Source organism: Streptomyces sp. NPDC026522, from assembly GCF_055567555.1.
On record NZ_JBVHQF010000001.1, the window covers coordinates 951075 to 974132 of the forward strand.

Sequence of the window (23058 nt, forward strand, 5' to 3'; positions counted from 1 at the left end):
AGGGCCGACCGTGTGCCGTGTGCCGTGCTCCGTCCGCGTCAGGCGGCGCCGGTCGCCAGGGCCCGGCAGCGGCTGCTCGCCGTCGTGTCACCGATCGATTCGAAGACCTGCGCCGCCCGCACGTAGGCACGGCGACTCTCGTCGGTCCGGCCTTCGTCGGCCAGCAGGGACGCCAGCGTCTCCAGGGCGTCCGCCTGCCGGTAGTCGGACGCCCCGAGCACGTCCACGAGGTCGATTCCCTCGCCGAGCGCCGTGATCGCCTCCGCGTGACGGCCGAGGTGTCGCAGGCAGGAGCCGATGCGCAGCAGCGCCAATGGCCGGCTGTGTACGACGACGCTCGGTGTCATCCCCGACTCGGGGTCGTCCAGCACGGCGAGCAGCCCGAGGTAGCGCTCCAACGCCTCGGCGTAGCGCCCTTCGTCAAAAAGGCATTTGGCGATGGCGGCGTTGCTCTGTACGTAGGAGTCGATGTCGCCGATGGCCCGGAACATCTCCGCTGCCCGGGAGGACGACTCGACGGCCCCGTCGTGCCGGCCGAGCAGGAGGAGCGCCTCAGCGGTGTACTCGTGTGACCAGGCGATCTGCGCGGTGGCATCGGCTCGGGTGGCCAGCTCCAGTGCCTCGGCCGCGTACCGCAGGACCGCCTCCGGGGCACCGGGCGGGACCGAGTGGACCCAGGCCAGATAGTTCAGCTGGGTGGCCTGCTGTGCCGGGTCGCCGAGGGCACCGGCGGCCGCTGCTCCCAGCGCGAAGACCTCCCGCCAGTGCGGGCTGTGCGCCCAACGGTCGGAGAACCAGTGCATCGACTCCGCGCAGTCCAGCACGAGGGGGTGCCGGCCGCTGCTTGCCGCGGCCCGCAACGCACCCAGCCAGTTGTCCACGTTCACCCGCAGCCATCCGTCGGCCTCCTCCGCGGAGGTCAGGATGGCGAGATCGGGGTCGGGCCGGTCGGGACGGCCGTAACCGGGCTCGAACCACCGCCCGGACATCGTCGCCATCCGCAGCAGCCACGAAGTCACCCGTTCCGTCAGCGCGCGTTGCCCAGCGGCCGTCTCCTCTTCCTGGAGCCGGTCACGCGCGAACAGGCGGACGAGGTCGTGGAACCGGTACCGGCCCGCGGGGCCGTCCTGCAGCAGACCCAGGTCGACGAGCTCGTCGAGGGCGTCCCAGGCGTCCGCGATCGGTATCCCGCCGGCGACGCCCGCCAGAGCGGCGTCGAGATCCCGGCCGGGTACCACGGCGAGGTTGCGGAACACCCGGCGCGTGGAGTCGGCGAGCTGCTCGTACGACATGCCGAAGGCGTTGGCGATCTTGAGGTCACCGGCCTTGAACTGCTCCAGCCGACGCTCCTCGTCCGCCAGCCGGGCGGCGAGCTGGGCGGCGTCCCAGTCGGGGCGGCTGAGCAGCCGGTTCCCGATGATCCGCAGCGCCAGGGGCAGCCCCCCGCACAGATCGGAGAGCCGGGCGAGCGTCGATTCCTCGTCCCGTGCGGAGCGCTCGCCCAGGATCCCGGTCAGCAGTTCCGTGGATTCCGCCAACGGCAGGGGGCACAGGACGAGTCTGCGGACCCCCTCCAAACCTGCCAGCAGCCGCCGCGTCGTGATCAGCGCCCTGCTCGCGCCCCCTCCTGGCAGCAGCGGACGTACCTGCTCCTCCGACGCGGCATTGTCGAGGACGACCAGGACACGCTTGTCCCTCAACAGCGACCGGTACAAAGAGGCGCGGTCCCGGACATCGCCCGGGACGTGCTGGTCCGCGACACCGAGCGCGCGCAGCAGCAGCCGTAGCGCGTCATCGGCGGGCAGGGGCTGCTGGGACATGCCGAAGAGGTCGAGGAACAGCACCCCGCCGGGGAAGCTCGGCCGTACGGAATGCGCGGCACGGACGGCGAACGTGGTCTTCCCCAGTCCGGCGGAGCCGGTGACGAGCCCCACGACACCGACACCCGGCGAACTCTCGGCGTACACCAGCTCGCTCAACCAGATCAGTTCCTCGGCGCGGCCGGTGAAGTCCTCGACGGACCGGGGGAGTTCGCACAGGCCGCGGTGTCGCGTCCAGTGGTCCCGCAGCCGGCCGTCGCGCGCCAGCTCGACCAGCCTCGCGCGACCGCTGTCGTCCAGCTTCAGCGCGTCCGCCAAGGCGGTCACGGTCCGGGCCTGAGGCCCCTTGCTCCGTCCCCGCTCCATGTCGGACAGGGTCCTGGCACTGACGCCCGATACCTCGGCCAGCTGCTCCAACGTCAGCCGTGCCGCGCGGCGGTGACCACGCAGCACCTCTGCGAAACCGGGTCGGTCCGTCTCGCTCATGGAGTCACTCCCGATCAGCGGCGATGGCACGGACCCTCCAGGACGAGGCGGTGTTGACCTGGGCCACGGTGGCCCGGCCCAGCCTCTTGTAGCGGGTCGCGATCCTCTCGGCCCACCCGGCGGGCAGCGCCCCGCCGTGTTCCTCGGCTCGCGCGATGATCTCTTCCGGCCCCAGGTTTCGGTTGGCCAGCACGATCGCGTTGACGGTCGGTCGGCGCATCCGGTCGTAGCGGCGGAGCGCGGCCACGGGGTCTTTCTCCCGGGCCAGGCACCAGGCCAGGACCCGGGTGTCGACGACGGACTGCGATCCGCCGTTCATGCCCATGGGGAACATCGGGTGCGCGGCGTCGCCGAGGAGGGTGACGCGTCCGAAGCTCCAGCGCGGCAGCGGATCGCGGTCGAGCATCGGGTACTCGAAGATCGCCGAGGAGCGCTCGGCGAGCGCCGCGAGGTCGATCCACGGCAGGCTCCAGGACGACAGCCCGGCGTGGGCCTCCGCCGCGGCGACGCGACGGCCGACGCCGCCCGGAGGCGGGGTGGACGGCCCGTGCCGTACCTCCAGTACCCAGTTCACCAGGGCATCGTCGGCCCCGGTCGCGGGGTCCTCGATCGGGTAGGCGACGAACTTCGCGCCGGGGGTGCCCCCGGCCACCACGATCGAGCGGCCGTCGAGGACGTGCGGGTGGTGCGCGACCCCGCGCCACATGTGGACGCCGTTCCCCTTCGGGTGGCTCTCGTGCGGGAAGAGCTGGGCGCGGACCGCGGAGTCGATGCCGTCGGCGCCGACGAGTACGTGGGCGTCAGCGACCACGGGCAGGCCGCTCGACCGGTCCAGGAAGTGGGCGCGGACGCCGCCCGAGATCTGCTCGAACCTCTGGAAGAGCAGCCCGGTACGGACCGAGTCCGGCCCCAGCCGCTCGCGCACCGCCGCCAGCAGCAGCATCTGCAATCGGCCCCGGTGCACGGAGTACTGCGGCCATTGGTATCCGGCCGCTCGCCCCAGCGGCTCCTCCCAGACCACTTCGCCCGTCCGGTCTCGGTAGCTGATCCGGTGCGGGGGCAGTGCGACTGAGGCCAGCTCGCCGTCCAGCCCGAGTTCGGAGAGTTCCCGGACGGCGTGCGGTAACAGATTGATCCCGACGCCGACCGCCCCGACCGTCCGCGCAGCTTCGTACACCCACGGCTCGAAGCCGGCGGCGTGCAGGCTCAGGGCACAGGTCAGCCCGGCGATACCTCCGCCGACGACGGTCACTCTCATCGGTCTGTCCTCGCCCTTCGCCGGGGCCACGGGCATGGCCGACGGTCTGCCACCAGCCTCGGGACACCGGCCGCGCACGTCCAATAGGCAGCGGTGATGGCTGCCGTCACGATCACTGATCGAACCGCGGATGACCGTACCGGCGCCGGACCGGTCGGTAGTCGTCACAACCATGGCTGCGAGCTGCCGAGTTGATAGTTTGTCGGTCATGGAGCTCCGTACGCTTGAGTATTTCGTGGCGGTGGCGGAGGAGCGGTCGTTCACCAGGGCGGCGGCCCGCTGTCATGTCGTGCAGCCGGCGATCAGCCAGCAGATCCAGGCCCTGGAGAAGGAGCTGGGAGAGCCCCTGTTCGAACGGTTGCCCCGGCAGGTGGTGCTCACCTCCGGCGGCGCCGCCCTGCTGCCCCACGCCCGCGCATGTCTGGCGGCGGCCGCGTCGGCCGTCCTGGAGTTCGCCGACCGTTCCGGTCTGCTCAGCGGCACGTTCGCCCTGGGGACCGTCGGCGGTCTGGAAGGCACCGCCATCCCCCGGCTGCTGGGGGAGTACCACCGCCGGTATCCCCAGGTCGCGGTGAGCCTCACCGGGGCGTCGAGCCCGTCTCTGCTGGCGAAGGTCCGCGACGGGGAGATCGATGCTGCTGTGGTCGCGGGACCACCGGATGGTGTGCCCGCCGCCGTCGCATCGCGCGTGCTCCTGGAGGATCGGATCGTCGCGGTCCTCCCCGCCGGAAGCCGGCCCGTGAATCGTCCGATGACCCTCGACGAGGCGGTCCGCAGCCCGGTCATCAGCTACGGCCCCGACAGCGGTGTGCACGCGTTGATCCGTGCGGCCTTCGCGGCGAAGGGGCTTCGGCTGGACATCGCCTGCGCGACGAACGACGTCGCCCTCCAGCTCGCGTTGGTCGCGGAGGGGATCGGTGTCGCCCTGACCTCCCACGCCAGTCCGGTCCTCGGCGCCGACCCGCGGTTCGTCGTCGTGCCGCTGGAGCCCGCCATCCGGTTGCGGAAGGCGTTCGTCTGGCGCGCGGGCACCCGGCCGAGTGCGCCGCTGCGGGCCCTTCTCGCCTTGTGGACGGAGCTGTCCGAGTAACGCGAACCGACGCGGCGGCTCAGCGCACCGCGACCGCTTCGATTTCGAGGAGGACACCGGGCCGGGCGAGGTGCTCTGCGCCGACCTCTCGATGTGCTTCTAGGAGCACAAGAACTACGGCGGTCTCGGGTTCAGGATCGGCCCCGGCGAGTGGTGGGCCACCATCCCAGCCCGACGCCGTCGCCGACCTGATCCGGCAGGCAGCCCGCAGCTGAACCCGACGACAGTCGGCCGAGCCTGCTTGACGAGCTCCGCACGTCGTGCCCGGGACCATGGCGGCAGTCCGCCGGTCCCCGGCATGGCTTTGGTCACGAGATTTTGTGAACAAAGCCAGTGGTCGGTCCGCATCGGGGTCGGCCGAGGGTCTCGCACGTTTTCCGTGCGGATTCCGGAACAGCGGTGAACACCGTCATCAGTGCGGTTCATTTCAGGCGGTGCCGAACCATGCGTGGGGCATATGTCAGGATGTGTCCTGGTGAGGCATATGGACCTGGTCGGCGATCCAGGATTCCGCGAATTTCGTCCAGGTGGCGGTATCCCCGGCGCCCTGGGCAAGACCGAGACTGTGCGGGCCGTGGGCGAAGACGTGCACCGTGTGCGGTACCTCGTGCGCGGCCAGTGCCGATGCGAGCCGGTAGGTGTGCTCCGGCGGGACGTAAATGTCTTCGGCGGTGTGCCAGAGGAAGAAGGGCGGAGACGCGGTGGTCACCAGCGCGTCGAGGGATGTCTGGCTGCGCAGGTGCCGTGAGGCATTCTCCCCGAGCAGGATCAGTCGGGCGGGTCGGTAGGTCTCGGTCTCCATCGATGTGATCGCGTAGCCGAGGACGGCGAACTGCACGGCCTCGCGTTGATCGTCGCCGGGTGTGAGTGCGGCCAGGCCCGCGAGGTGCCCGCCGGCCGAGAAGCCGACCAGCCCGATGCGGTCCGCCCCCTGTTCGCGCCTGTGGCGGATCTCGGCCCGCAGCGCCAGGAGGGGCTCGGGATGCCGCACGTGGAGGGGGTAGCGGAAGACGCTTGCCGACAGGCCCAGTGTGGAGAGCCACGCAACGATCGGCTCCGCCTCATGTGGGGCATGCGAGGCATAGCCTCCGCCCGGCAGGACGATCAGATGTGTCGTCGGGGGGTGCATCCGCTCGCTAGGTCCGCGAGATGCGGTTGCCGTCTCGAATCGATTGCTCATGCCCGCCTCCGAGCTTGCTCATGGACGCCGCGAACGACCCTGACCACAAGGCTGTACCAAGGTCAGCACCCCGCCGGGTCTTTCCGCATCACGCGATCGGGTGAGGGCCGCAGTCGTGCGATGGTGGGCCCGGCACTCCGGTTGGAACCGCCGACCTGCGGCGTGCTGCGGCACGGTCGCTGCTGAAACCAGCCGCCCACAGCAGCGGCGATGGGGTCGGCGCCCGGCTCGCGCAGGGCGTAGATCGTCTTCGCGCCGACCCACAGGAGGGTCTTGCCGTAGGGGAGGTCGGGGTGGCGGTCGACCATCGTGTGGAGGGAGCGGGGACAGACGCAGGCGTTTTGTGGCGCCGTCCATACCAGCCTCCAGCGCCACACGGACGGCGGCCGTGGCAGCGGCAGCGCCCCGGCCGAACTCATCAAGACGGCCGGCCCGGGCGCCGCCACCGCCATCGTCGTGGCCACCTCGCCCCTGCTGGGGGGCATCGACGGCCGCTACTACTCCGACTGCAACGAGGCCGAGGGCATGCGGCGGGAGCGGGACACGCCGCGTGCTCGCAGCGGTTCCCGGCTGCGTCCCGCCTACGACGGCTGACGGGTCTCGGTGACGATCGTGTAGAGCTCGATGACGACGCCGTGCCTGACTCGGGCGATGTCCATGCCACTGACCATCGGTGGTTGACCGCCGGGCGGCCCGTACTGGAAACCGAGGTGGCCGATGTCGTCGAGGGCCGAAGCGGGGCCGGCGGGTCGGAAGACCCAGTCCGGGTTCTCGGCAAGGAACTCTGCGGCGCGGCGCACGAATTCCGTACGCCCGTGGTTGATGCGGTCCGGTTCGTGCCACACCACGTCTTCGGCGTAGTTCTCGGCGATGACCGCGGCCCGACGGTCCGGGTCGGGTTCGTTGAACACATCGAGCAGGTTGACTCGCATCAGATCGGCGGGGGATCTGGTCATGGTGCGTCCGTTCGTGTGGGCAGGTCGGTCGGTGTGGCGGAGGGCCATCTGCCGGCGCGGCCGAGTGGGTCAGGTTGCCGTGACCGGGGCCGCGCGTAGCGGGGCCAGGGCCGTGGTCCAGGCGACGACCTGGTCGAGCATGGTGTCGAGGGCGCGGAGGTTGTGGTCGCCGGGTTTGAAGATGCTGAAGTTCTCGAACTCGGTGATGAGGGAGAGTGCGACCTGCTGGCGTACGTCGGCCATCTGGAGTTCGGCGGCGACCAGGCGCAGGTGCTCGGCGGACCGTACGCCGCCCGCGGCGCCGTAGGAGACCAGGCCGAGGGCCTTGTTGTTCCATTCGGCGTACAGGTAGTCGAGGGCGTTCTTCAGTACGCCGGGGATGCCGTGGTTGTACTCGGGGGTGACGATGACGAATCCGTCGTACGCGGCGATCGTGTCGGCCCAGCGCCGGGTGTGCTCGTTCTGGTACTGGCCGAGGGAGGGCGGCATCGGCTCGTCCAGGTGGGGAAGGGGGTGGTCGCGCAGGTCGAGCAGCTCGAAGCCGGCGTCGGTCCGGCGCGAGGCGTGGTCGAGGACCCAGCGGGCCACCTGGTCGCCGACGCGGTTGGGCCTGGTGCTGCCGAGGATGATGCCGATGGTGGGCATGGTTGGCCTGCCTCTTTCGTGGTGCCTTGCGTCTGCGGGCCGCGCGCTGCCCGGAAGGTTGGTGATCGGGCGGGCGCGCTGCCCAGCAGCAGGTTGCCGGGTTACGGGGAGGGGGTTCGGGTCACCTCCGCGCGGCGGTCGACGCCGTGACGGCGGAGGTGAAGTCGGGCTGCACGCCGAGCTGGGCGAGCATGACGCTGAGGCCTACGTAGCAGTTGAACTCCTTGATCTTGCCGTCCTCGACGTACCAGAAGTCGGCCGTGGGGACGTTGAGCTGGGCGCCGGTCGGCCGGACGGTGCCGGCGGGCGTCTCGAACGGCCCCGTGAAGGTGCCCTGGATCGTCAGCTCGACGGCGACGACGTTGCCCATGACGTGGAACCGGTGCAGTTCGCGGTGCACGTCGGGGGCGAGGGCGCCCATGTAGGCGACCGGGTCGCCGAGGTGCTCACCGCGGTAGCTCTTGCCGGCTACGACGTTGTTGAAGACGCCGTCCCCGGCGAACAGGTCCATGAAGCCCTGTACGTCCAGGACGCTGCCCTCGGCGGCTCGGTACGCCGCCCGGACCACGGCCTCCGCGTCGGTGTTCATGGTGCCCTCCCGTGTTGAGAGAATCCATTCAAACCCTTGATTGAAATTGTGGACAGCGTTTGGCCGGACTGTCAAGCAAGTGATTGAATTCATCGTGGCGCTGAGCCGCCGCCGCCCATTTGCCCACATCAAACGCCTACCGGGCTCCCTGAAAGGCCCCGGCCACCACCGGGATCAGCATCCGCTCCACCTGGTCGGCGGGCTGGGCGGCCAGCTCGGCTCCGATGGGTGCCAGTGCGAGCCAGTTCAGCATTCCGGCCGCGCATCGGACACGGAAGACGAGCTCCCGCTCGTCGGTATCGGGGAGGTTCGCGGTCAGTACCCGGACAGCCTGCCGTCGGGCCTGCTCGAACTTCCCGGCCAGCCTCGCCCACCCTTCGGGCGGATGGATCCCCACCCGCGCCACGGTCCGTATCACGGCCAGGTCCCGCCCCCCGGCCGCGAGCGCGCTCATCATCGGCCGGGCGAAAGCTTCGGCCAGCTCGCTCAGCGTCGCGTTCTCCGCCAGAGTGTCGAGCTCCCGGATCTGCGCGTCCAGGTACCGCTCCAGCGCGTGCTCGATCGCCACATCGCACAACGCCTTCAGCGATCCGAAGTGGTAACTCACCGCAGCGACGTTGGCTCCCGCGTTCTGGGTGATCTCGCGGAGGGTCACCCCTTCCTGTCCCCGCTGTGCGAGCAGTTCGAGCGCGGCCGACAGCAGATCGTCCCGCGTTCGCTGACCGGCCTCGCGGCGTAGGTCCGTCTTCTCTGGCCTCACGATAGAACTCAAGCGACTGATTGACTTCATTGTCAAGCAGTCGCCTGAACCGGAGCACACATCCGCACGCCCGAACCCAGACGTCCGCAACAAGGCTCAGGACCCGGGTTCGGTGACGTCGCACGGGTCGGGGGTGACGTCGCAGGCGATCCGGCCGAGCAGGGTCCGGAACGATCGGCGCTCATTCTCGTCGAGCGCCTCAAGGAGCCGGTCTTCGGCTTCCCGTACTTGCCGCTGCAGGTCCAGGAGGGTGCTGACGCCCCGGGCGGTGGCGACGATCTTGCGCTGACGTCGATCGGCAGGGGTGAGCCGGCGCTCGACCAAGCCGGCCGCGGCGAGGTCGTCGATCAGGTAGGTCATCACCGTGCGGTCGATCCCTAGGTACGTGGCCAGGGCGAGCTGATTCTGCTGGTCGCCTCGGACGACGACGGCGAGCGTCTGGTAGCCGCGGGCACCCTGCGGGACGTCATCGAGGACTGACGCGACGGCGGTGCGGTACGCGCGCATCAGGACCAGGAGGGAGAGACCGAAGTCCCCCGCCGAGTCGACACCGTCGGCAACCGAGGTGATCGGTGTCTCGGCGCTCATACCAGGAATGATACGCGCCCATTCGTTGTTGCACAGATCATCTGTACAGCATGCGATCTATCAGACAACGCACTTCTCTTTCGACGAAGCGCTGCAGATGAGAAGGCAACCGTCATGCTCAAGATCGGCATCATCCTCGGCAGCACCCGCCCCCACCGCAACGGCGAACAGGTCGCGAAGTGGGTGCTCGACACCGCCTCGCGCCGCGACGACGCCACGTTCGAGCTCATCGACCTCCGCGACCACCCCCTGCCACACTTCGACGAGCCGATGCCGCCCTCCCTCGGCCAGTACCAGAACGAGCACACCAGGCAATGGGCCGCCAAGATCGCCTCGTTCGACGGGTTCGTCATCGTGACACCCGAGTACAACCACGGCATCCCCGGCGTGCTCAAGAACGCCGTCGACTTTCTCTACGCCGAGTGGAACAACAAAGCGGTCGGCTTCGTGTCCTACGGCGGGGTCGGCGGCGTGCGGGCCGTCGAACACCTCCGCGCCGTCGCCGCCGAGCTCCAGATGGCCGACGTGCGCCAGCAGGTCGCATTGTCGATGATCACCGAGTTCGAGGATTTCAGTGTCTTCAAGCCCGGTGAGCACAACCTGCCTGCCTTGGAGACGATGCTCGACCAGGTCGTTGCCTGGAGCGCCGCGCTCGCACCGCTGCGCACGGCCTCGGCCGTCGCCGCTTAGCCAAGGCAGGTCCGCTCTGCACCTACAGATCATCCTTTTGGCGCATCACCCGGACCGTGAACGACGGGAGTTCGACATGAGCGAAGCAGTCGACCGGAACGCGAAGGTCATCGCGGAGTTCCGGGCGAACGAGGGCAGGGTCGGCGGGGTATTCGAGGGCGCTCCGCTGGTCCTCGTCCATCACCGCGGCCGCAAGAGCGGACAGGAGCACGTCAGCCCGATGATGTACCTCCCGCACGACACCGCGCCGGACACCGTCTATGTCTTCGCGTCAAAGGGCGGAGCACCCGCGGACCCGGACTGGTACCGCAATCTGACTGCCTCCGGTGAGGGCACCATCGAACGCGGCACCGCGACCTACCGGGTGACCGTTCACGAACTGACCGGCGCCGAACGCGACCGCATCTACGCCGAGCAAGCGCGGCGTTACCCCGGCTTTGCCGAGTACGCACGAAAGACTGCTGGAATCCGCACCATTCCCGTGCTCGAACTCCGGCAGGCGTAGCCCACACCCCCGTCGGCTTCAGCGAGTCGAAGGAGAGAGATCATGCCCAAGGCGGTCAGGTACGACGAGTTCGGCGGGATCGACGTGTTGCGGGTCGACGAGGTGGAACGACCGGTGCCCGGGGAGGGGCAGGTCCTCGTACGCGTGAAAGCGGCCGGTATCAACCCCAGTGAGGCGGTCATCCGCACGGGCGCGTTGGCGGACATGTTCCCGTCGACGTTCCCGTCTGGGCAGGGCAGTGACCTCGCCGGGGTCATCGAGGAAGCCGGCGGTGGGGTCGCCGGATTCTCGCCCGGCGACGAGGTGATCGGATTCAGCCAGAAGCGGGCCGCCCAGGCCGAACTGGTTCTGGTCGAGGCCGGTGACCTCACGCCCAAGCCCGAGAAGGTCTCGTGGGAGGTGGCCGGCAGCCTGTACGTCGTCGGTGTCACCGCATGGGGGGCGGTACACGCCGTCCAGCTCAAGGAGGGCGAGACCGTCGTCATCTCCGGAGCCGCCGGGGGAGTCGGCTCGCTCGCCGTCCAGCTCGCGCGCCGTACCGGGGCCACGGTCGTCGGCCTGGCGAGCGAGAGCAACCACGCGTGGCTGAAGGGCCACGACGTGATCCCGGTCGCGTACGGCGAGGGCGTCGCGGACCGCATCAGGGCCGCCGCCCCCACCGGCGTGGACGCCTTCATCGACTGCTTCGGCGACGGGTACGTCGAGCTGGCCCTCGCCCTCGGCGTCCCGGCCGATCGGATCGACACCATCGCCGATTTCGCGGCCGCCGAGAAGTACGGGGTGAAGACCGACGGGGGGATCGCGGCCGGGCCGGGCGCCAAGGTGCTCGCCGAGCTCGCGGGCCTGATCGCCGACGGACACCTCGAGGTGCCGATCGCGAACGTCTACCCGCTGGCGCAAGTCCGCGAGGCCTACACCGAGCTCGAACGCCGCCACACCCACGGCAAGATCGTCCTCAGGCCCTAGCACCCGTGCGGTGGCTCGGGGTGTGGGTGACCGGCCCGTCACGGTGGGCCGCCTACCTACCCGCCCTTGGGGCCACTGGCAGCGGTCGCCGGTGGGCGTAGCGGCTGCGCATGGCGTCGCTGGCCGCAGGGCCCGCTGCGAAGATGTAGGCACGGCTGTCGTCGAGCCGGCGGCCGGTCCCAACTTCCCCGGAGGCAGGGTCGACCTGCGCTATCAGTTCAGCCTCCGCGACGACCTGATCGAGCGCCTGGTCATCGAGCCCTGATCATCCTGGGCATGCTCCTTCCGGCCCTCGGTTCTTATGCCTGCGCTGGAGGCCATGTGCACCACTTCCGGGGCGTTGACGGGGACCGTCGGTGTCGCCACAACGTAGAAGTCACCAGGGCGGAGCCGTACGTGGACGCCCATCACATTCGGGCACCCTCCTGTGTGCCCCACGGCCACACACGCGAGGGCGACGTGCGTCACAGCCTCGGACACCCCGGCGAGAGGGCCCTGGCGCAATTGCCGAGTCGCGCCCCGTCCAGGAGTGGTCGATGAGCGTGGTGCGGGCGCGCTGGGCGTGACGGACGTCAGCTCGTGAAGGAGCGCTGACGAGGCACCGGCGCTTGGCCAAAGGGATTGTGCTGTTCGGCAGGGGCGAGACGGACGAGGGCCTTGAGACACCTCGTTCCAGTGCAGGCCACTACGAGGCCGCCGCGCTGGCGGGCGGTGGTGTGTCGAGGAGGCCCAGGTCCGCGATGCGCAGGGCCGCCTGGAAGCGGGAGCGGGCGCCGAGGCGGTCGAGGAGGACGGAGACCGTCCTGCTCAGCGTGCGGGTCGAGACTCCCAGCTGGCGGGCGATCGTCTCGTCCTTCACCCCGGCCGCGAGCATCCTGATGATCAGCTGCTCCTGAGCGGTGAACTCGATGTCCTGGCGGGCGTCGTGCGCGTAGTGCTCCAGCGGCTGCGCGCTGTTCCAGCAGAAGTCGAAGAACGTCTGGAGAGAGCGGACCAGTTCGACGCCGCGCACCGCGAAGGCCCCTTGCGAGGTGTCCATCGGGTCGATCGGCAGGAGCGCGAGACTGTCGTCGAAGATCAGCATGCGCAGCGGCAGTTCCGTGGCGAGGCGCACCTGCATGCCGAGCTGAGCCGTCGCGACGAGGTAGTCGCGCATGTGGGGCACGTCGGCGATGTGCCGCGCGTACAGGGTGCGGACGCTGATGCCGCGGCTCATGACCTCGGCGTCCCGCAGCAGCATGGCGTCCATGAGCTCCACGGGCGGGATCCCGCCGGGGTGCATGGTGCACTCGTGTGACTGGACCATGCTGACCGCGTCGTCCAGGAAGGCGTTGACCCGCTGGCCGCTGCGCAGCGGCTCGATCTCGACGACCTCGCGTTCCTCGGCCCGTAGTTTCATGAAGCCGCTCACGACGGTGCGGATCGACTCGCGCGTCCTGGCCGTCTGTTCCCGGTGGCGCAGCTCCAGCCGTTCCTCGGTGGCGAACAGCCTGCCCAGGGCGGCATCGGGGTCGATGGCGGCGTACCCGACGGGGTTCGCGGTGGACGGCGCGAGCAGGCCGGTGCGCTCCAGGGATTCCAGGGCCGCTTCGACCTCGGCCGTGGAGACCTGCGCGGCGGCCGCGAGATCCTCGACGAGCCAGGCCGGGTTCTTGTGGATCAGGCGGTACATGTCCTGGACGACGGACATCTCCGTCGCACCGTCCATTCTCGGCTGTTCACGTCGCGACACTCGTCCCCCTCGCTCCGGCATGCGCACCGGGACCCGTCGGGCGGGCGGCGGGCCGTGCGCTCCCAGCAAGATACCGGTGGTTCAGCGGAGCGCACTCCTCCCGTTCGATCTCACTCTGTGAGACCCCTCATATGCCTGTCCGCTACCCGTCATGGCGTAGAGGCGCAGCTCACAACCCTGGCTGGAGCCGTTCCCAACGACAACGATGGGGTGCACCGGAGCAGTCGGCGTCCGAACGCCAACGCCGAGCGAATCCCCCCACCACACCACGGGAGTCAGCCATGTCCAAGGGCCTCAACGTCGTCGTCTCTACCGCCTGCCTGACCGGCCTCCTGCTTGTCGGCGCGAGCGCCACCGCTGTCGCGGACGAGGCCCCGGCCACCGGCACGGCCACCGTGGTGACCGCTCCCGCATCTGCGACCCCCGAGCCCACCGCGGCCGCGAAGGACAGCAACGGCTGGTGGTAGTCGCGTCCGCAGGTCGCCCCTCCCCGCACTCCAGCCCCAGGAAGGACCTGGCATGACGACCGCCGCGACCGACCGGACGGCCCCGGCACTTGCGCCGCTCTCCCCGCCGTACTCCCCCCGTGTCGAGGCCCTGAAGGACGAAGCGATCCACATCCTTCGCGAGGCCGCAGGCCAGTTCGAGCGAGCGGCCCTGCTGTTCAGCGGCGGCAAGGACTCCGCCGTGGTGCTCCACCTGCTGCGCAAAGCCTTTTGGCCGGCGCCCGTGCCGTTCCCGCTCCTGCACATCGACACCGGGCACAACTTCCCCGAGGTCCTGGACTTCCGGGACGAGGCGGCCCGCCAGGCGGGAGCCCGGCTGGTGGTGGCGCGCGTACAGGACTCGATCGACGCCGGCCGAGTGCGGGAGCGCCCCGACCTCCTGCGCAACACGCTCCAGACCACCACGCTGCTGGACGCCGTCGCGGAGCACCGGTTCGACGCGCTCATCGGCGGGGCACGCCGTGACGAGGACCGGGCCCGCGCCAAGGAGCGCGTGTTCAGCCTGCGCGATGAGTTCGGCGGCTGGGATCCGCGCCGTCAGCGTCCCGAGCTCTGGCACCTGTACAACGGGCGTCATCTGCCAGGTGAGCACATGCGGATCTTCCCGCTGTCCAACTGGACCGAGTCCGACGTCTGGCGCTACATCGAACGCGAGGGCGTCGCACTGCCCTCCCTCTATCTGGCGCACCGCCGACGGGTGGTCCGGCGCGACGGCATGTGGCTGGCCGAATCCCCGCTGCTGACGCTGCGGGCCGGCGAGCGGCTCGAGGAGCGCACGGTGCGCTTCCGCACCGTCGGGGACGTCACCTGCACCGGTGCCGTGGAGAGCACCGCCCGGAGCTACGGCGAGATCGTCGCCGAGATCGCGGAGACCCGTACGACGGAACGCGGCGCCACCCGCGCCGACGACCGGGTGAGCCAGTCCGCCATGGAAGACCGCAAACGTGAGGGTTACTTCTGATGACCGACATGCAGGTGAAGGTGGTCACGGCCGGCTCGGTGGACGACGGCAAGTCCACGCTGATCGGCCGCTTGCTCCACGACTGCCGGGCCATCCCCGACGATCAGCTCACCGCCCTGGAGGCGGCGGGTGACGCCCGCGGGACCGGCCTGGACCTCTCGCTGCTCACCGACGGGCTGCGCGCGGAACGCGAACAGGGCATCACCATCGACGTCGCGTACCGCTACTTCGCCACGCCCCGGCGGTCGTTCGTCCTCATCGACAGTCCCGGACACGTTGAGTACACGCGCAACATGGTCACCGGCGCGAGCAACGCCGACGTGGCACTGCTGCTCGTCGACGTGCGGTCGGGAGTCACCGAGCAGACGCGCAGGCATGCCGCGGTGGCCTCGGTGCTACGGGTTCCGCACGTGGTGCTCGTCGTCAACAAGATGGACCTGGTCGGCTGGGACGAGGAGCGGTACCGGGCGGTGGAAGGGGAGTTCCTGTCCCTGGCAGCCGCCCTCGGCTACCGGCGGACGTCGGCCGTCCCGGTGTCGGCGCTGCGCGGGGACAACGTGGTGACGCCCTCCTCTGCGATGCCCTGGTACGCGGGCGTGCCGCTGATGGGGATCCTGGAGTCCGCGGAGCCCTCCGTCGACCGCACGGCGCCGGCGCGGTTCCCCGTGCAGACGGTGCTGCGGGCCGGCGAGTACCGCGGATACGCGGGCAGGGTGGAGTCGGGGGTGCTCCGAGCGGGCGACGGCGTCGTGGTGCTGCCGTCGGGGCGGCGCAGCCGGATCGCGGGGATCGACTACGACGGGCGGGAGGTGGCCGAGGCCGCCGCGGGGCGCTCGGTGTCGCTGCGGCTGTCCGAGCAGCTCGATGTCGCGCGCGGCGATCTGATCGCCTCGGCGGGTACGGCCGCGCCGCCCACCCGGGAGTTCGCCGGGGTCGTGTGCTGGTTCGCCGAGCAGCCGCTGATCGCGGGCTCCCGCGTGCTGGTGCGGCACGGCTGCCGGGTCACGCGGGCGATCGTCCCCGAGGTGACGGGGCAGCTCGACCTGGCGACCGGCTCCTGGGTGCCGGCCGGTGCCCAGGTCGTCATGAACTCGCTCGCGGGGGTGACCGTACGGACCCTGGAGCCGCTGCCGCTCGACCCGTACGAGCGGGTGCGCGCCACCGGTGCCTTCCTGCTGCTGGACGAGCACTCCGGCGACACCCTCGCCGCCGGGATGGCCGGGGCCGGGGCTGCCGTGCCCACCGCCGTGCCGGCTTGACCGGCTTGACCGGCCGCCGTTTCCGTTCGTGCTGCCCTTTCCCCTCTCCCCTGCGTACAGAAGGAGGTCCGCCATGCCCACGAGTGCGTCGCCCCGCACGATCGCGGTGGTGGGAGCCGGTGCCGCGGGCACGCTGACCGCGGTCCAGCTACTGCGGACCGCCGATCTGCGTGCCGTGCGGTGCGAGGTCCTGTTGGTCGACTCCGCCGAGGTGGCCGGCCCGGGCCGCGCCTACTCCACGTCCGACGCGCGCCACCTGTTGAACGTGCCCGCGGGCCGGATGAGCGCCTTCCCCGACCTGCCCGGACACTTCACCGGCTGGCTCGACCGCGAGATGCCCGGCGCGTACGACGCTCAGTCCTACGTTCCGCGCACGGTGTACGGCCGCTACCTGGCACGGGTGCTGTCGGATGCCGCGGTGCAGGCGCGGTTCGGCCGGTTGAGGTTCGTACGGGAGCACGCGACCGGGCTGCGGCGGGTGGACGGGGGACTGCTGGTGGAGCTGGGCGCGGGCTGGTCGCTGTCCGCCGACGCCGTGGTCCTGGCAGTGGGCGCGGCCCCGGGCGGCTGTGCGTGGGCACCCGAGGCGCTCCGCGGATCCGGGCGCCTCATCGCGGACCCGTGGGCACCGGGCGCCCTGGCCGGGCTGCCGCGGGATGGTGATCTGCTGCTCGTGGGCACCGGGCTGACCATGGCGGACGCGGCGCTCACGCTGGCCGCCCCCGGCCGGGTCGTGCACGCGGTGTCGCGGTCCGGGCTCGTACCGGACCGTCACGGCGCGGCGCCCGCACCGGCGGTGGGACCGCCCGACCTCGACGGTCTGAGCGGATTCGACGAGATACGCAGGGCGGTCCTGCGGCACATCGCCGGATGCCGACGGCTGTACGGCGACTGGCGGACGGGGATGGACAGCCTGCGGCCGGTCACCCCCCTGCTGTGGCAGCGGCTGCCCGCCGCCGACCGGGACCGGTTCCTGCGCCGGGACCTGCGGGTGTGGGAGACGCACCGGCATCGACTCGCCCCGGCCACCGCGACCGCCCTCGACGGACTGAAGGCACGCGGGCTGCTGGAGACGGGACGGGCCGAGGTGGTGACGGCGGCGGAGACCGACGGCGCGGTGGAAGTCGGGCTGAGCGACGGCCGGACCCTGAGGGTGCAGGCCGTGGTGAACTGCACCGGCCCGGGAACCGGCACTACGCCCCTGGTCGGCGGCCTCCTCGCGCGCGGCACCGGCCGCCCCGGCCCCAGCGGAATCGGGCTCGACACCGCTGCTGACGGCAGGCTCCTGACAGCGGGCCCGCGGATCCCGCTCTGGGCGCTCGGAGCGCTCCGGCGCGGCAACCTCTTCGAATCGACGGCCGTGCCCGAGATCCGGGCCCAGGCCGCGCAGGTCGCGGCCTCCGTGTTCGACGCCGTGCTGCACGCCGCGCCCGACGCGCTGCCGGTCGGCAGGCCGGCACCGGCTCCCTTCTCCTTCGCCGCGGAGGTACGCGATGTCGCTGCGCAGCATCGGTGACGCCGGCCGGTCCCGGCGCCGGCTGCGCGCCGTTGGGCGGGCGGACGCCGTGGAGTGCGTCGGCGTGGCCGTCATCGGCTTCGGCGTCGCGGGCCGGCAGCATGCGGAGGCCCTGGTGGGTGCGCCGTTTGCGGAGGTCCGGACGGTCCTGGAGGCCGACGCCTCCGTGAACACCGGTGCGCTGCCCCGGGGCACCGACTGGGCACGAGTGCTCACGGATCCGGCCGTGCACCTCGTCGCGCTGTGCGTTCCGCCCGGCAGCCGGGCGGGGCTGGCCGAGGAGGCGTTGCGGGCGGGCAAGGCCGTGCTGCTGGAGCGTCCCCATGCCGCGTCCCCGGCCGAACTCGACCGCATCGTCCAGCTGGGCCGTCAGTGCGGCCTTCCGGTCGGCGTGATGCTGCAGGAGCGCCTGCGCATTCCCGAGACCATGCTGGGCCTGGACTGGGGGGCCGGGGCCTCGGCCGTGCTGGAGGTCTCCCGGTTCCGGCCCAGTTCCTACTTCCACCGTCCGGACCGGGACCGCGGTCCGGCGGCCTGGTTCGACGGGGTCATCGCCCGGCTGAGCGTGGACTACCTCGACCTGGCCTGCCAGTTGCTGGGCGAACCACAGTGGATCCAGACCGGCGGGCGGCGCCGGCACGGTCCCGGGATCGATTCCCGGGTCGCGGGGATCGTGGAGTTCCGCGGCGGGGCCGTACTGAGCTTCGTAGTGACGTCGGAGTCCACGGTCCGTACCGAGCGGCTGGAGATCCTTGGCACGGATCTGCGGCTCCTGATCGCCGACGGGGCGGTGACCACCGACGTCTCGGGCACGGTCGACGACCATCCGAACCTGTCCACCCGGGAACTGAGGCGCGCGGTCTACGAGGAGATGGCGTGGGCGGTGGCTTCCGGACGGCCCCCGGTCCGCTGTGCGTTGTCGGGGGCCGACGGGGTGTCGGCCATTCTCCGGGCTGTCGCCGGGCCGGACCCGGACTCGCTCTGACGGCGCCACGCCCTCGCCTCTCGGTGCTCCTTCCCCGTACCCATCCGTACCCATCCGGAACGGTCCCACCGTCCGCACCACACATGCTGGAGTGATTCAGTTGTCCGACGACGTGCTCACGCGGTTCGAGCGGCAGGTCCGGCAGGCACCGGACCGCCTGGCCGTCTCCGGCCCCGACGGAGCCCTGACCTTCGCCCAACTCGATTCTGTCAGCAGTGAGTTGGCCGAGCGGCTCACTGCGGCCGGGGTACGGGCCGAGTCGCGCGTGGCCCTGTGCATGACCCGCGGGGCCGGCCATGTCGCCGCCGTGCTCGCGGTATGGAAGGCGGGCGGGGCCTACGTACCGCTCGATCCCGCGCATCCCACGGCGCGGCTACAGGCCTTGGCCGACGACTGCCGGCCCGACGCCATGCTGACCGCGGCGCACTGCGCGCACCGACTGGAAGTGCCCTGCCCCACGGTGGTGTTCGACACCGCCGCCCCGCACGGCGGGCCCCGCGGCGGCCCAGCCCTCGGCCCGCGCCCGGCGGTCGATCCCAGTCGGCTCGCCTACATCATGTACACCTCCGGGTCCACCGGCGCCCCCAAGGGCGTGCAGATCGAGCGCGGCTCGCTCGCCCACCTCCTGCAGGCCAACACCCACGTGCTGCACACGGCCCTCGGCGAACGCCCCGCCCGCGTCGCCGTCACGGCCTCCTTCGGCTTCGACGCGTCGGTCAACCAGATGTCGTGGATGCTGCGGGGCGACACGCTCCACATCGTGGACGACGAGACCCGGCGCGACTCGGCGGCCCTGGTCCGGTACCTGCGCGAGCACCGCATCGACGTCATCGACGTGACCCCCTCCCAGCTGTCGGTGATGGTCTCCCTCGGCCTGTTCGACGGGACGGGATACGCTCCGCGGCTCGTCGTAGTGGCGGGCGAGGCCACCGGTCAAGTCCTCTGGGACGAACTGCGAGCCGTGGCCACGACCAGGTTCTTCAATCTGTACGGCCCGACCGAGGGCACGGTGTACGTCACCGCGGAACCTCTCGTACCGGGTCCGTCAGGCGACCGTCCGAACATCGGCCGCCCGGTCGGCGAAGCCCGGGTGTACGTCGTGCGGGACGGCTCCGAGGTTGCGGACGGGGACGAGGGAGAGCTGTGGATCGGCGGCCCCGGGGTGGCCCGCGGCTACTGGGACCGCCCCGGGCTGACGGCCGAACGCTTCCTGGACGACCCCTTCCGTCCGGACGGCCGGGTCTACCGCACCGGTGACCTGGTGCGGCGCATGTCCGACGGGCGACTGGAGTTCCTGGGCCGGGTCGACGACCAGGTCAAGATCCGTGGGATCCGGGTCGAGCCCGGCGAGTCCGCCGCGACCCTCGCCGCCCATTCCGCCGTCGACGCCGCCGCCGTCGTCGCCCGGCCCGACGGGCACGGGCGGATACGGCTGGTCGCCTACGTGGTACCGGAGCGACGGAGCGAGGAGGACGGGCCGGCCGGGGACGACGGCCCGGCTGAGGGCAGCGGCCCGGACGCTGCCGTCGAGCAGTGGCGCGCCGTCTTCGAGGCGGCCCACGCGGGTCCGGATTCCGAGGACGCCGAGTTCGACATCCGCGGGTGGGCCAGCAGCTACGACGGGCAGCCGCTGCCCGCGCAGGACATGCGGGCCTGGATCGACGAGACCGTGGACCGCATCCGCGCGTTGCGCCCGCGCCGGATCCTGGAGATCGGTGTCGGCAGCGGCCTGCTGCTGTGGCGGCTCGCCCCCGACTGCGAGCGCTACGCCGGAACGGACATCTCGGCCACCACGGTGGAACTGCTGCGCAGGCGACTCGACGAGCGGCCGCTGGCCGGGGTGTCGGTGCACCACGCCGAGGCCACGGACCTCGGTGCGGTCGCCGGAGAGTCCTTCGACTGTGTGGTGATCAACTCGGTCGCCCAGTACTTCCCCGGCCAGGACCACCTCGACGCGGTGCTCCGGGGTGCGTTGCGCCTGCTGGAGCCCGGCGGGCACCTGTTCGTCGGAGACGTACGCCACCTCGGGCTGGCGGACGCCTTCCATGCGGGGGTCGCCGCGGCACGGCTGCCCGGCGCCGGCCCGGACCGGCAGCGCGCGATGACGCTGGAGGCCCGGGACGCGGAGCGCGAACTGCTGCTCGCACCCGCCTGGTTCGATCGGTTCGCCGCCGAGGCGGGCCTGGGATCGCCCCGGATCGCCCCGAAGACGGTGCCGGTGGACAACGAGCTGACACGCTTCCGGTACGACGTTCTCCTGCCCTCGGGGCACGGCGGTCCTGCCGCCGGCGATGAGGGGCTCGGCGGGGATGCGGAGCCGTACGCGTCCGCCGAGCTCGCGCCGAGCGCCGAGCGGCTCGCGGAACTCCTGCGGCAGCAGGGCCCGGTGCGGCTCACACGGGTGCCGCACGCGACGGTGGGCCCGCTGGTCCGGGCTGCCGCGGCGCTGCTGGCCGACGACGGTCCGGCGCGGGGCGTGGACACCGCAGCGGCCATCGCGAGCGAGCCGCCTGCCGCGGCCCTCACGCCCGCGATGCTGGTCCGGCTCGCCTCGGACCACGGGCGCACCGTCGCCGTGAGCTGGCGCGCCGGATATCGGGACGGCTCGTTCGACGCGGTCGTCGGCGCACCGCTATGGGCCGACGTCTTCCCCTCCTCCGGCGTCCTGCCTGCCAACCCCGGTGCGGGGGAACCTCTGGCGTGTCTGGCCAATGTGCCCCGGCCGGTGGCCCGGGCGGCCGCAGCACCGGCCGCGCTGATCGACGTACTGGCGGCGTACGCGGCCGACCGGCTGCCGGAGCAGCTGCGTCCCGCCCGCATCGTCCTGATCGAGGGGCTGCCGCTCACGGCCAACGGCAAGCTCGACCGGGACGCCCTGCCCGACCCCGCGGAGGAGTCCGCTCCCGGGCCGGACCCCGCGGCGGCGGCCGCGGAAGCGCCCCGTACGGAGACCGAGGAGGCCGTCGCCGGCCTGTGGGCGCGGGTTCTCGGCCTGGGCTCCGTCGGGCGGCACGACCAGTACGTGGCGCTCGGCGGGGACTCGCTCAACGCGACGCGGATGCTCGCGCTCGTACGGCAGGAGTTCGGCGTCGAACTGTCCCTGCGCCAGCTGCTGTCCACGGCGGACCTGGCCGACTTCTGCGCACTGATCGACACCGAACTGCTGGCTGCGGTCGACGACCTTGAGCTGGAACGGCTGCTCGCGGAAATGGAGAACCACTCGCATGAGTAACACCCTCACCTGGAGCCTGTTGCCCAGGGGTCGTGCGGCGCAGCGCCTGGCGCTGGCCTGTGCCAGTGCCTGGACGGCCGTGGCGGTGATCGCGCTGGCCATCGTCCTGCAGGTGGTCGACGCGACCGGCTCGTTCTCCACCGCCGGTATGGCAGCGGCTGCCTACGGTCTGGCGGCGGCCTTCCTGGGCGTGCCGCGGAGCCGGCTGGTGGACCGCTATGGCCCGCGGCGCACCTTCCCGGCGCTGACCGTGGTCCATGTCGCAGCGCTGTGCGTGATGATCCTCGCCGGACGCTCCGGGGCCCCCGGTACCGTCTACGTGGTCCTGGCCGCGGTGATCAGCGGTTCGACCCCGCCACTCATCGGCTATGCCCGCGGCCGGTGGTCGGACGTGGTGCCGGCCGAGGAGCTGCCGCGGGCGTACGCCCTCACCGCGCTGCTGGGTGACCTCGCGCAGATCGGGGGTGCTCCCGCAGCGGGCCTGCTGGCCACCCTCGTCGACCCGGCGGCGGGCCTGGCGACCGCCGCGGTCTTCACCACGATCGGCATGCTGCTGCTCCTGCGCCCGGCGCGGGACGCCACTCGGCCCGAGGAGGGCGGGGCCGGTGCACCCGTGGGGCCGACGGACGGCGAGGGCGCGGCCCTGGCCGAGGAGGCTTCGGCCGGTGCAGACACGGCGCGCGGCGCGGCGATCCGGTTCCCAGGTCTGCGTACCCTCACGGTCGGCGGTATCGGGGCCGGCGTGGCGCTCGGTGCGGTGGACATCGCCGCGACCGCGCTCGCGGCCTCGCGCGACAGCAGCTGGGCCGTGGGCCTCGTGCTCGGCGCCCTGGGCGTCGGAGGCGTGGTCGGCAGCATCTTGTCGCCGAGGCTCGCCGAGCGGTTCCCCGCCGATCTGCGGTACGTGGGCGGGCTCACCGCCCTGCTGCTCAGCTCAGTGCCCCTGATCGCGGCTCCTCCCCTGGCCGTGGTGGCCGCCCTGCTGCTGCTGGCGGGCCTGGCCTGGGGAGTGACGAACGTCGTCATCTACGAGCTGCTCGACATGGTCGTCCCGAAGAACCGGGCGACCGAGGCGTGGGCATGGCTCAGCACGTCCGAGTCCCTGGGTGCCGCCGGCGGTGCCTCGCTCGCCGGAGTCATCGCCTCGGATTCGGTGTCCATGTCGTTCGCCCTGGTCACCGGCGCCGTCCTCGCGGCGCTTGCGGCCGGGTTGGTGGGCCGCCGGACCCTGACGGCCGTCGAATCCGAACCGCCGGCCATGGCCCAGAAGGCCTGAACGCCTGCGTCCCCCGTGCCACCACTCTGATGTCACCTGATGGGAGAAGTGTGCGACC

Annotated in this window: 22 protein-coding genes; 12 read left to right on the plus strand and 10 right to left on the minus strand. The window is 71.3% G+C overall.

Annotation, left to right across the window (positions count from 1 at the left end):
* Positions 1-38: 38 nt before the first annotated feature.
* The gene (locus ACZ4M3_RS04200; protein ID WP_467729979.1) at positions 39-2306 is read right to left on the minus strand and encodes a tetratricopeptide repeat protein; all 2268 of its coding nucleotides are present in this window, start codon (positions 2304-2306) and stop codon (positions 39-41) included.
* A gap of 4 nt (positions 2307-2310) precedes the next feature.
* A complete protein-coding gene (locus tag ACZ4M3_RS04205) occupies positions 2311-3564 on the minus strand; it encodes an FAD-dependent monooxygenase (RefSeq protein ID WP_467729981.1) in 1254 nt (417 codons plus the stop codon).
* Positions 3565-3772: 208 nt separating this feature from the next.
* Here ACZ4M3_RS04205 and ACZ4M3_RS04210 point away from each other — a divergent pair, with 208 nt between their 5' ends.
* Positions 3773-4654 carry a LysR family transcriptional regulator gene (locus tag ACZ4M3_RS04210; protein WP_467729983.1) on the plus strand — a complete coding sequence of 294 codons (882 nt, stop codon included), beginning with the start codon at positions 3773-3775 and terminating at the stop codon, positions 4652-4654.
* Positions 4655-5114: 460 nt separating this feature from the next.
* Here ACZ4M3_RS04210 and ACZ4M3_RS04215 read toward each other — a convergent pair whose 3' ends face one another.
* Together ACZ4M3_RS04215 and ACZ4M3_RS04220 are read right to left on the minus strand one after the other, a co-directional pair.
* Positions 5115-5834 (minus strand): alpha/beta hydrolase, encoded by a 720-nt coding sequence (locus tag ACZ4M3_RS04215; RefSeq protein WP_467729985.1) that lies wholly within the window; start codon positions 5832-5834, stop codon positions 5115-5117.
* A gap of 62 nt (positions 5835-5896) precedes the next feature.
* Positions 5897-6142, minus strand: coding sequence for a hypothetical protein (locus ACZ4M3_RS04220; protein WP_467729986.1), 246 nt, complete (start codon positions 6140-6142; stop codon positions 5897-5899).
* A 148-nt stretch (positions 6143-6290) separates the two neighbouring features.
* Between ACZ4M3_RS04220 and ACZ4M3_RS04225 the strand changes: the two genes are divergently transcribed.
* A complete protein-coding gene (locus tag ACZ4M3_RS04225) occupies positions 6291-6428 on the plus strand; it encodes a hypothetical protein (RefSeq protein ID WP_467729988.1) in 138 nt (45 codons plus the stop codon).
* Here the strand turns inward: ACZ4M3_RS04225 and ACZ4M3_RS04230 are convergent.
* The 5 genes from ACZ4M3_RS04230 to ACZ4M3_RS04250 form a co-directional block, all read right to left on the minus strand.
* Positions 6416-6790 (minus strand): nuclear transport factor 2 family protein, encoded by a 375-nt coding sequence (locus tag ACZ4M3_RS04230; RefSeq protein ID WP_467729990.1) that lies wholly within the window; start codon positions 6788-6790, stop codon positions 6416-6418. The two genes, ACZ4M3_RS04225 and ACZ4M3_RS04230, sit on opposite strands and share 13 nt — an antisense overlap.
* A 69-nt stretch (positions 6791-6859) precedes the next feature.
* Positions 6860-7435 (minus strand): NADPH-dependent FMN reductase, encoded by a 576-nt coding sequence (locus tag ACZ4M3_RS04235; protein WP_467729992.1) that lies wholly within the window; start codon positions 7433-7435, stop codon positions 6860-6862.
* A 121-nt stretch (positions 7436-7556) separates the two neighbouring features.
* Complete coding sequence (locus ACZ4M3_RS04240; RefSeq protein ID WP_467729994.1) at positions 7557-8024, minus strand: ester cyclase; 468 nt, start codon at positions 8022-8024, stop codon at positions 7557-7559.
* 136 nt (positions 8025-8160) lie between these two features.
* Complete coding sequence (locus tag ACZ4M3_RS04245) at positions 8161-8784, minus strand: TetR/AcrR family transcriptional regulator (protein WP_467729996.1); 624 nt, start codon at positions 8782-8784, stop codon at positions 8161-8163.
* A 96-nt stretch (positions 8785-8880) separates the two neighbouring features.
* Entirely contained in the window at positions 8881-9372 is a 492-nt protein-coding gene (locus ACZ4M3_RS04250; protein ID WP_467729998.1) for a MarR family winged helix-turn-helix transcriptional regulator, read from the minus strand.
* 114 nt (positions 9373-9486) lie between these two features.
* On the opposite strand from ACZ4M3_RS04250, the gene ACZ4M3_RS04255 reads away from it, so the two are divergent.
* From ACZ4M3_RS04255 to ACZ4M3_RS04265, 3 genes are all read left to right on the plus strand, one after another.
* Positions 9487-10062, plus strand: a complete 576-nt coding sequence (locus ACZ4M3_RS04255) for an NADPH-dependent FMN reductase (protein ID WP_467730000.1) — start codon at positions 9487-9489, stop codon at positions 10060-10062.
* 76 nt (positions 10063-10138) lie between these two features.
* Entirely contained in the window at positions 10139-10567 is a 429-nt protein-coding gene (locus ACZ4M3_RS04260) for a nitroreductase family deazaflavin-dependent oxidoreductase (RefSeq protein WP_467730002.1), read from the plus strand.
* 42 nt (positions 10568-10609) lie between these two features.
* Positions 10610-11533, plus strand: coding sequence for an NADP-dependent oxidoreductase (locus tag ACZ4M3_RS04265; protein WP_467730004.1), 924 nt, complete (start codon positions 10610-10612; stop codon positions 11531-11533).
* A 685-nt stretch (positions 11534-12218) separates the two neighbouring features.
* Here ACZ4M3_RS04265 and ACZ4M3_RS04270 read toward each other — a convergent pair.
* Positions 12219-13241, minus strand: coding sequence for a LuxR C-terminal-related transcriptional regulator (locus tag ACZ4M3_RS04270; protein ID WP_467730006.1), 1023 nt, complete (start codon positions 13239-13241; stop codon positions 12219-12221).
* A 305-nt stretch (positions 13242-13546) separates the two neighbouring features.
* On the opposite strand from ACZ4M3_RS04270, the gene ACZ4M3_RS04275 reads away from it, so the two are divergent.
* From ACZ4M3_RS04275 to ACZ4M3_RS04305, 7 genes are all read left to right on the plus strand, one after another.
* Positions 13547-13732 (plus strand): hypothetical protein, encoded by a 186-nt coding sequence (locus ACZ4M3_RS04275; RefSeq protein ID WP_467730008.1) that lies wholly within the window; start codon positions 13547-13549, stop codon positions 13730-13732.
* Positions 13733-13784: 52 nt separating this feature from the next.
* Complete coding sequence (gene cysD / locus ACZ4M3_RS04280) at positions 13785-14732, plus strand: sulfate adenylyltransferase subunit CysD (RefSeq protein WP_467730010.1); 948 nt, start codon at positions 13785-13787, stop codon at positions 14730-14732.
* Complete coding sequence (locus tag ACZ4M3_RS04285) at positions 14732-15991, plus strand: sulfate adenylyltransferase subunit 1 (RefSeq protein ID WP_467730012.1); 1260 nt, start codon at positions 14732-14734, stop codon at positions 15989-15991. Before cysD ends, ACZ4M3_RS04285 begins: the two co-directional genes overlap by 1 nt.
* 73 nt (positions 15992-16064) lie before the next feature.
* Entirely contained in the window at positions 16065-17507 is a 1443-nt protein-coding gene (locus tag ACZ4M3_RS04290; protein WP_467730014.1) for an FAD/NAD(P)-binding protein, read from the plus strand.
* Positions 17485-18492 carry a Gfo/Idh/MocA family protein gene (locus tag ACZ4M3_RS04295; RefSeq protein WP_467730016.1) on the plus strand — a complete coding sequence of 336 codons (1008 nt, stop codon included), beginning with the start codon at positions 17485-17487 and terminating at the stop codon, positions 18490-18492. Before ACZ4M3_RS04290 ends, ACZ4M3_RS04295 begins: the two co-directional genes overlap by 23 nt.
* 91 nt (positions 18493-18583) lie before the next feature.
* Positions 18584-21724 carry a non-ribosomal peptide synthetase gene (locus ACZ4M3_RS04300; protein WP_467730018.1) on the plus strand — a complete coding sequence of 1047 codons (3141 nt, stop codon included), beginning with the start codon at positions 18584-18586 and terminating at the stop codon, positions 21722-21724.
* A complete protein-coding gene (locus tag ACZ4M3_RS04305) occupies positions 21717-23000 on the plus strand; it encodes an MFS transporter (protein WP_467730020.1) in 1284 nt (427 codons plus the stop codon). Before ACZ4M3_RS04300 ends, ACZ4M3_RS04305 begins: the two co-directional genes overlap by 8 nt.
* Positions 23001-23058: the final 58 nt, after the last annotated feature.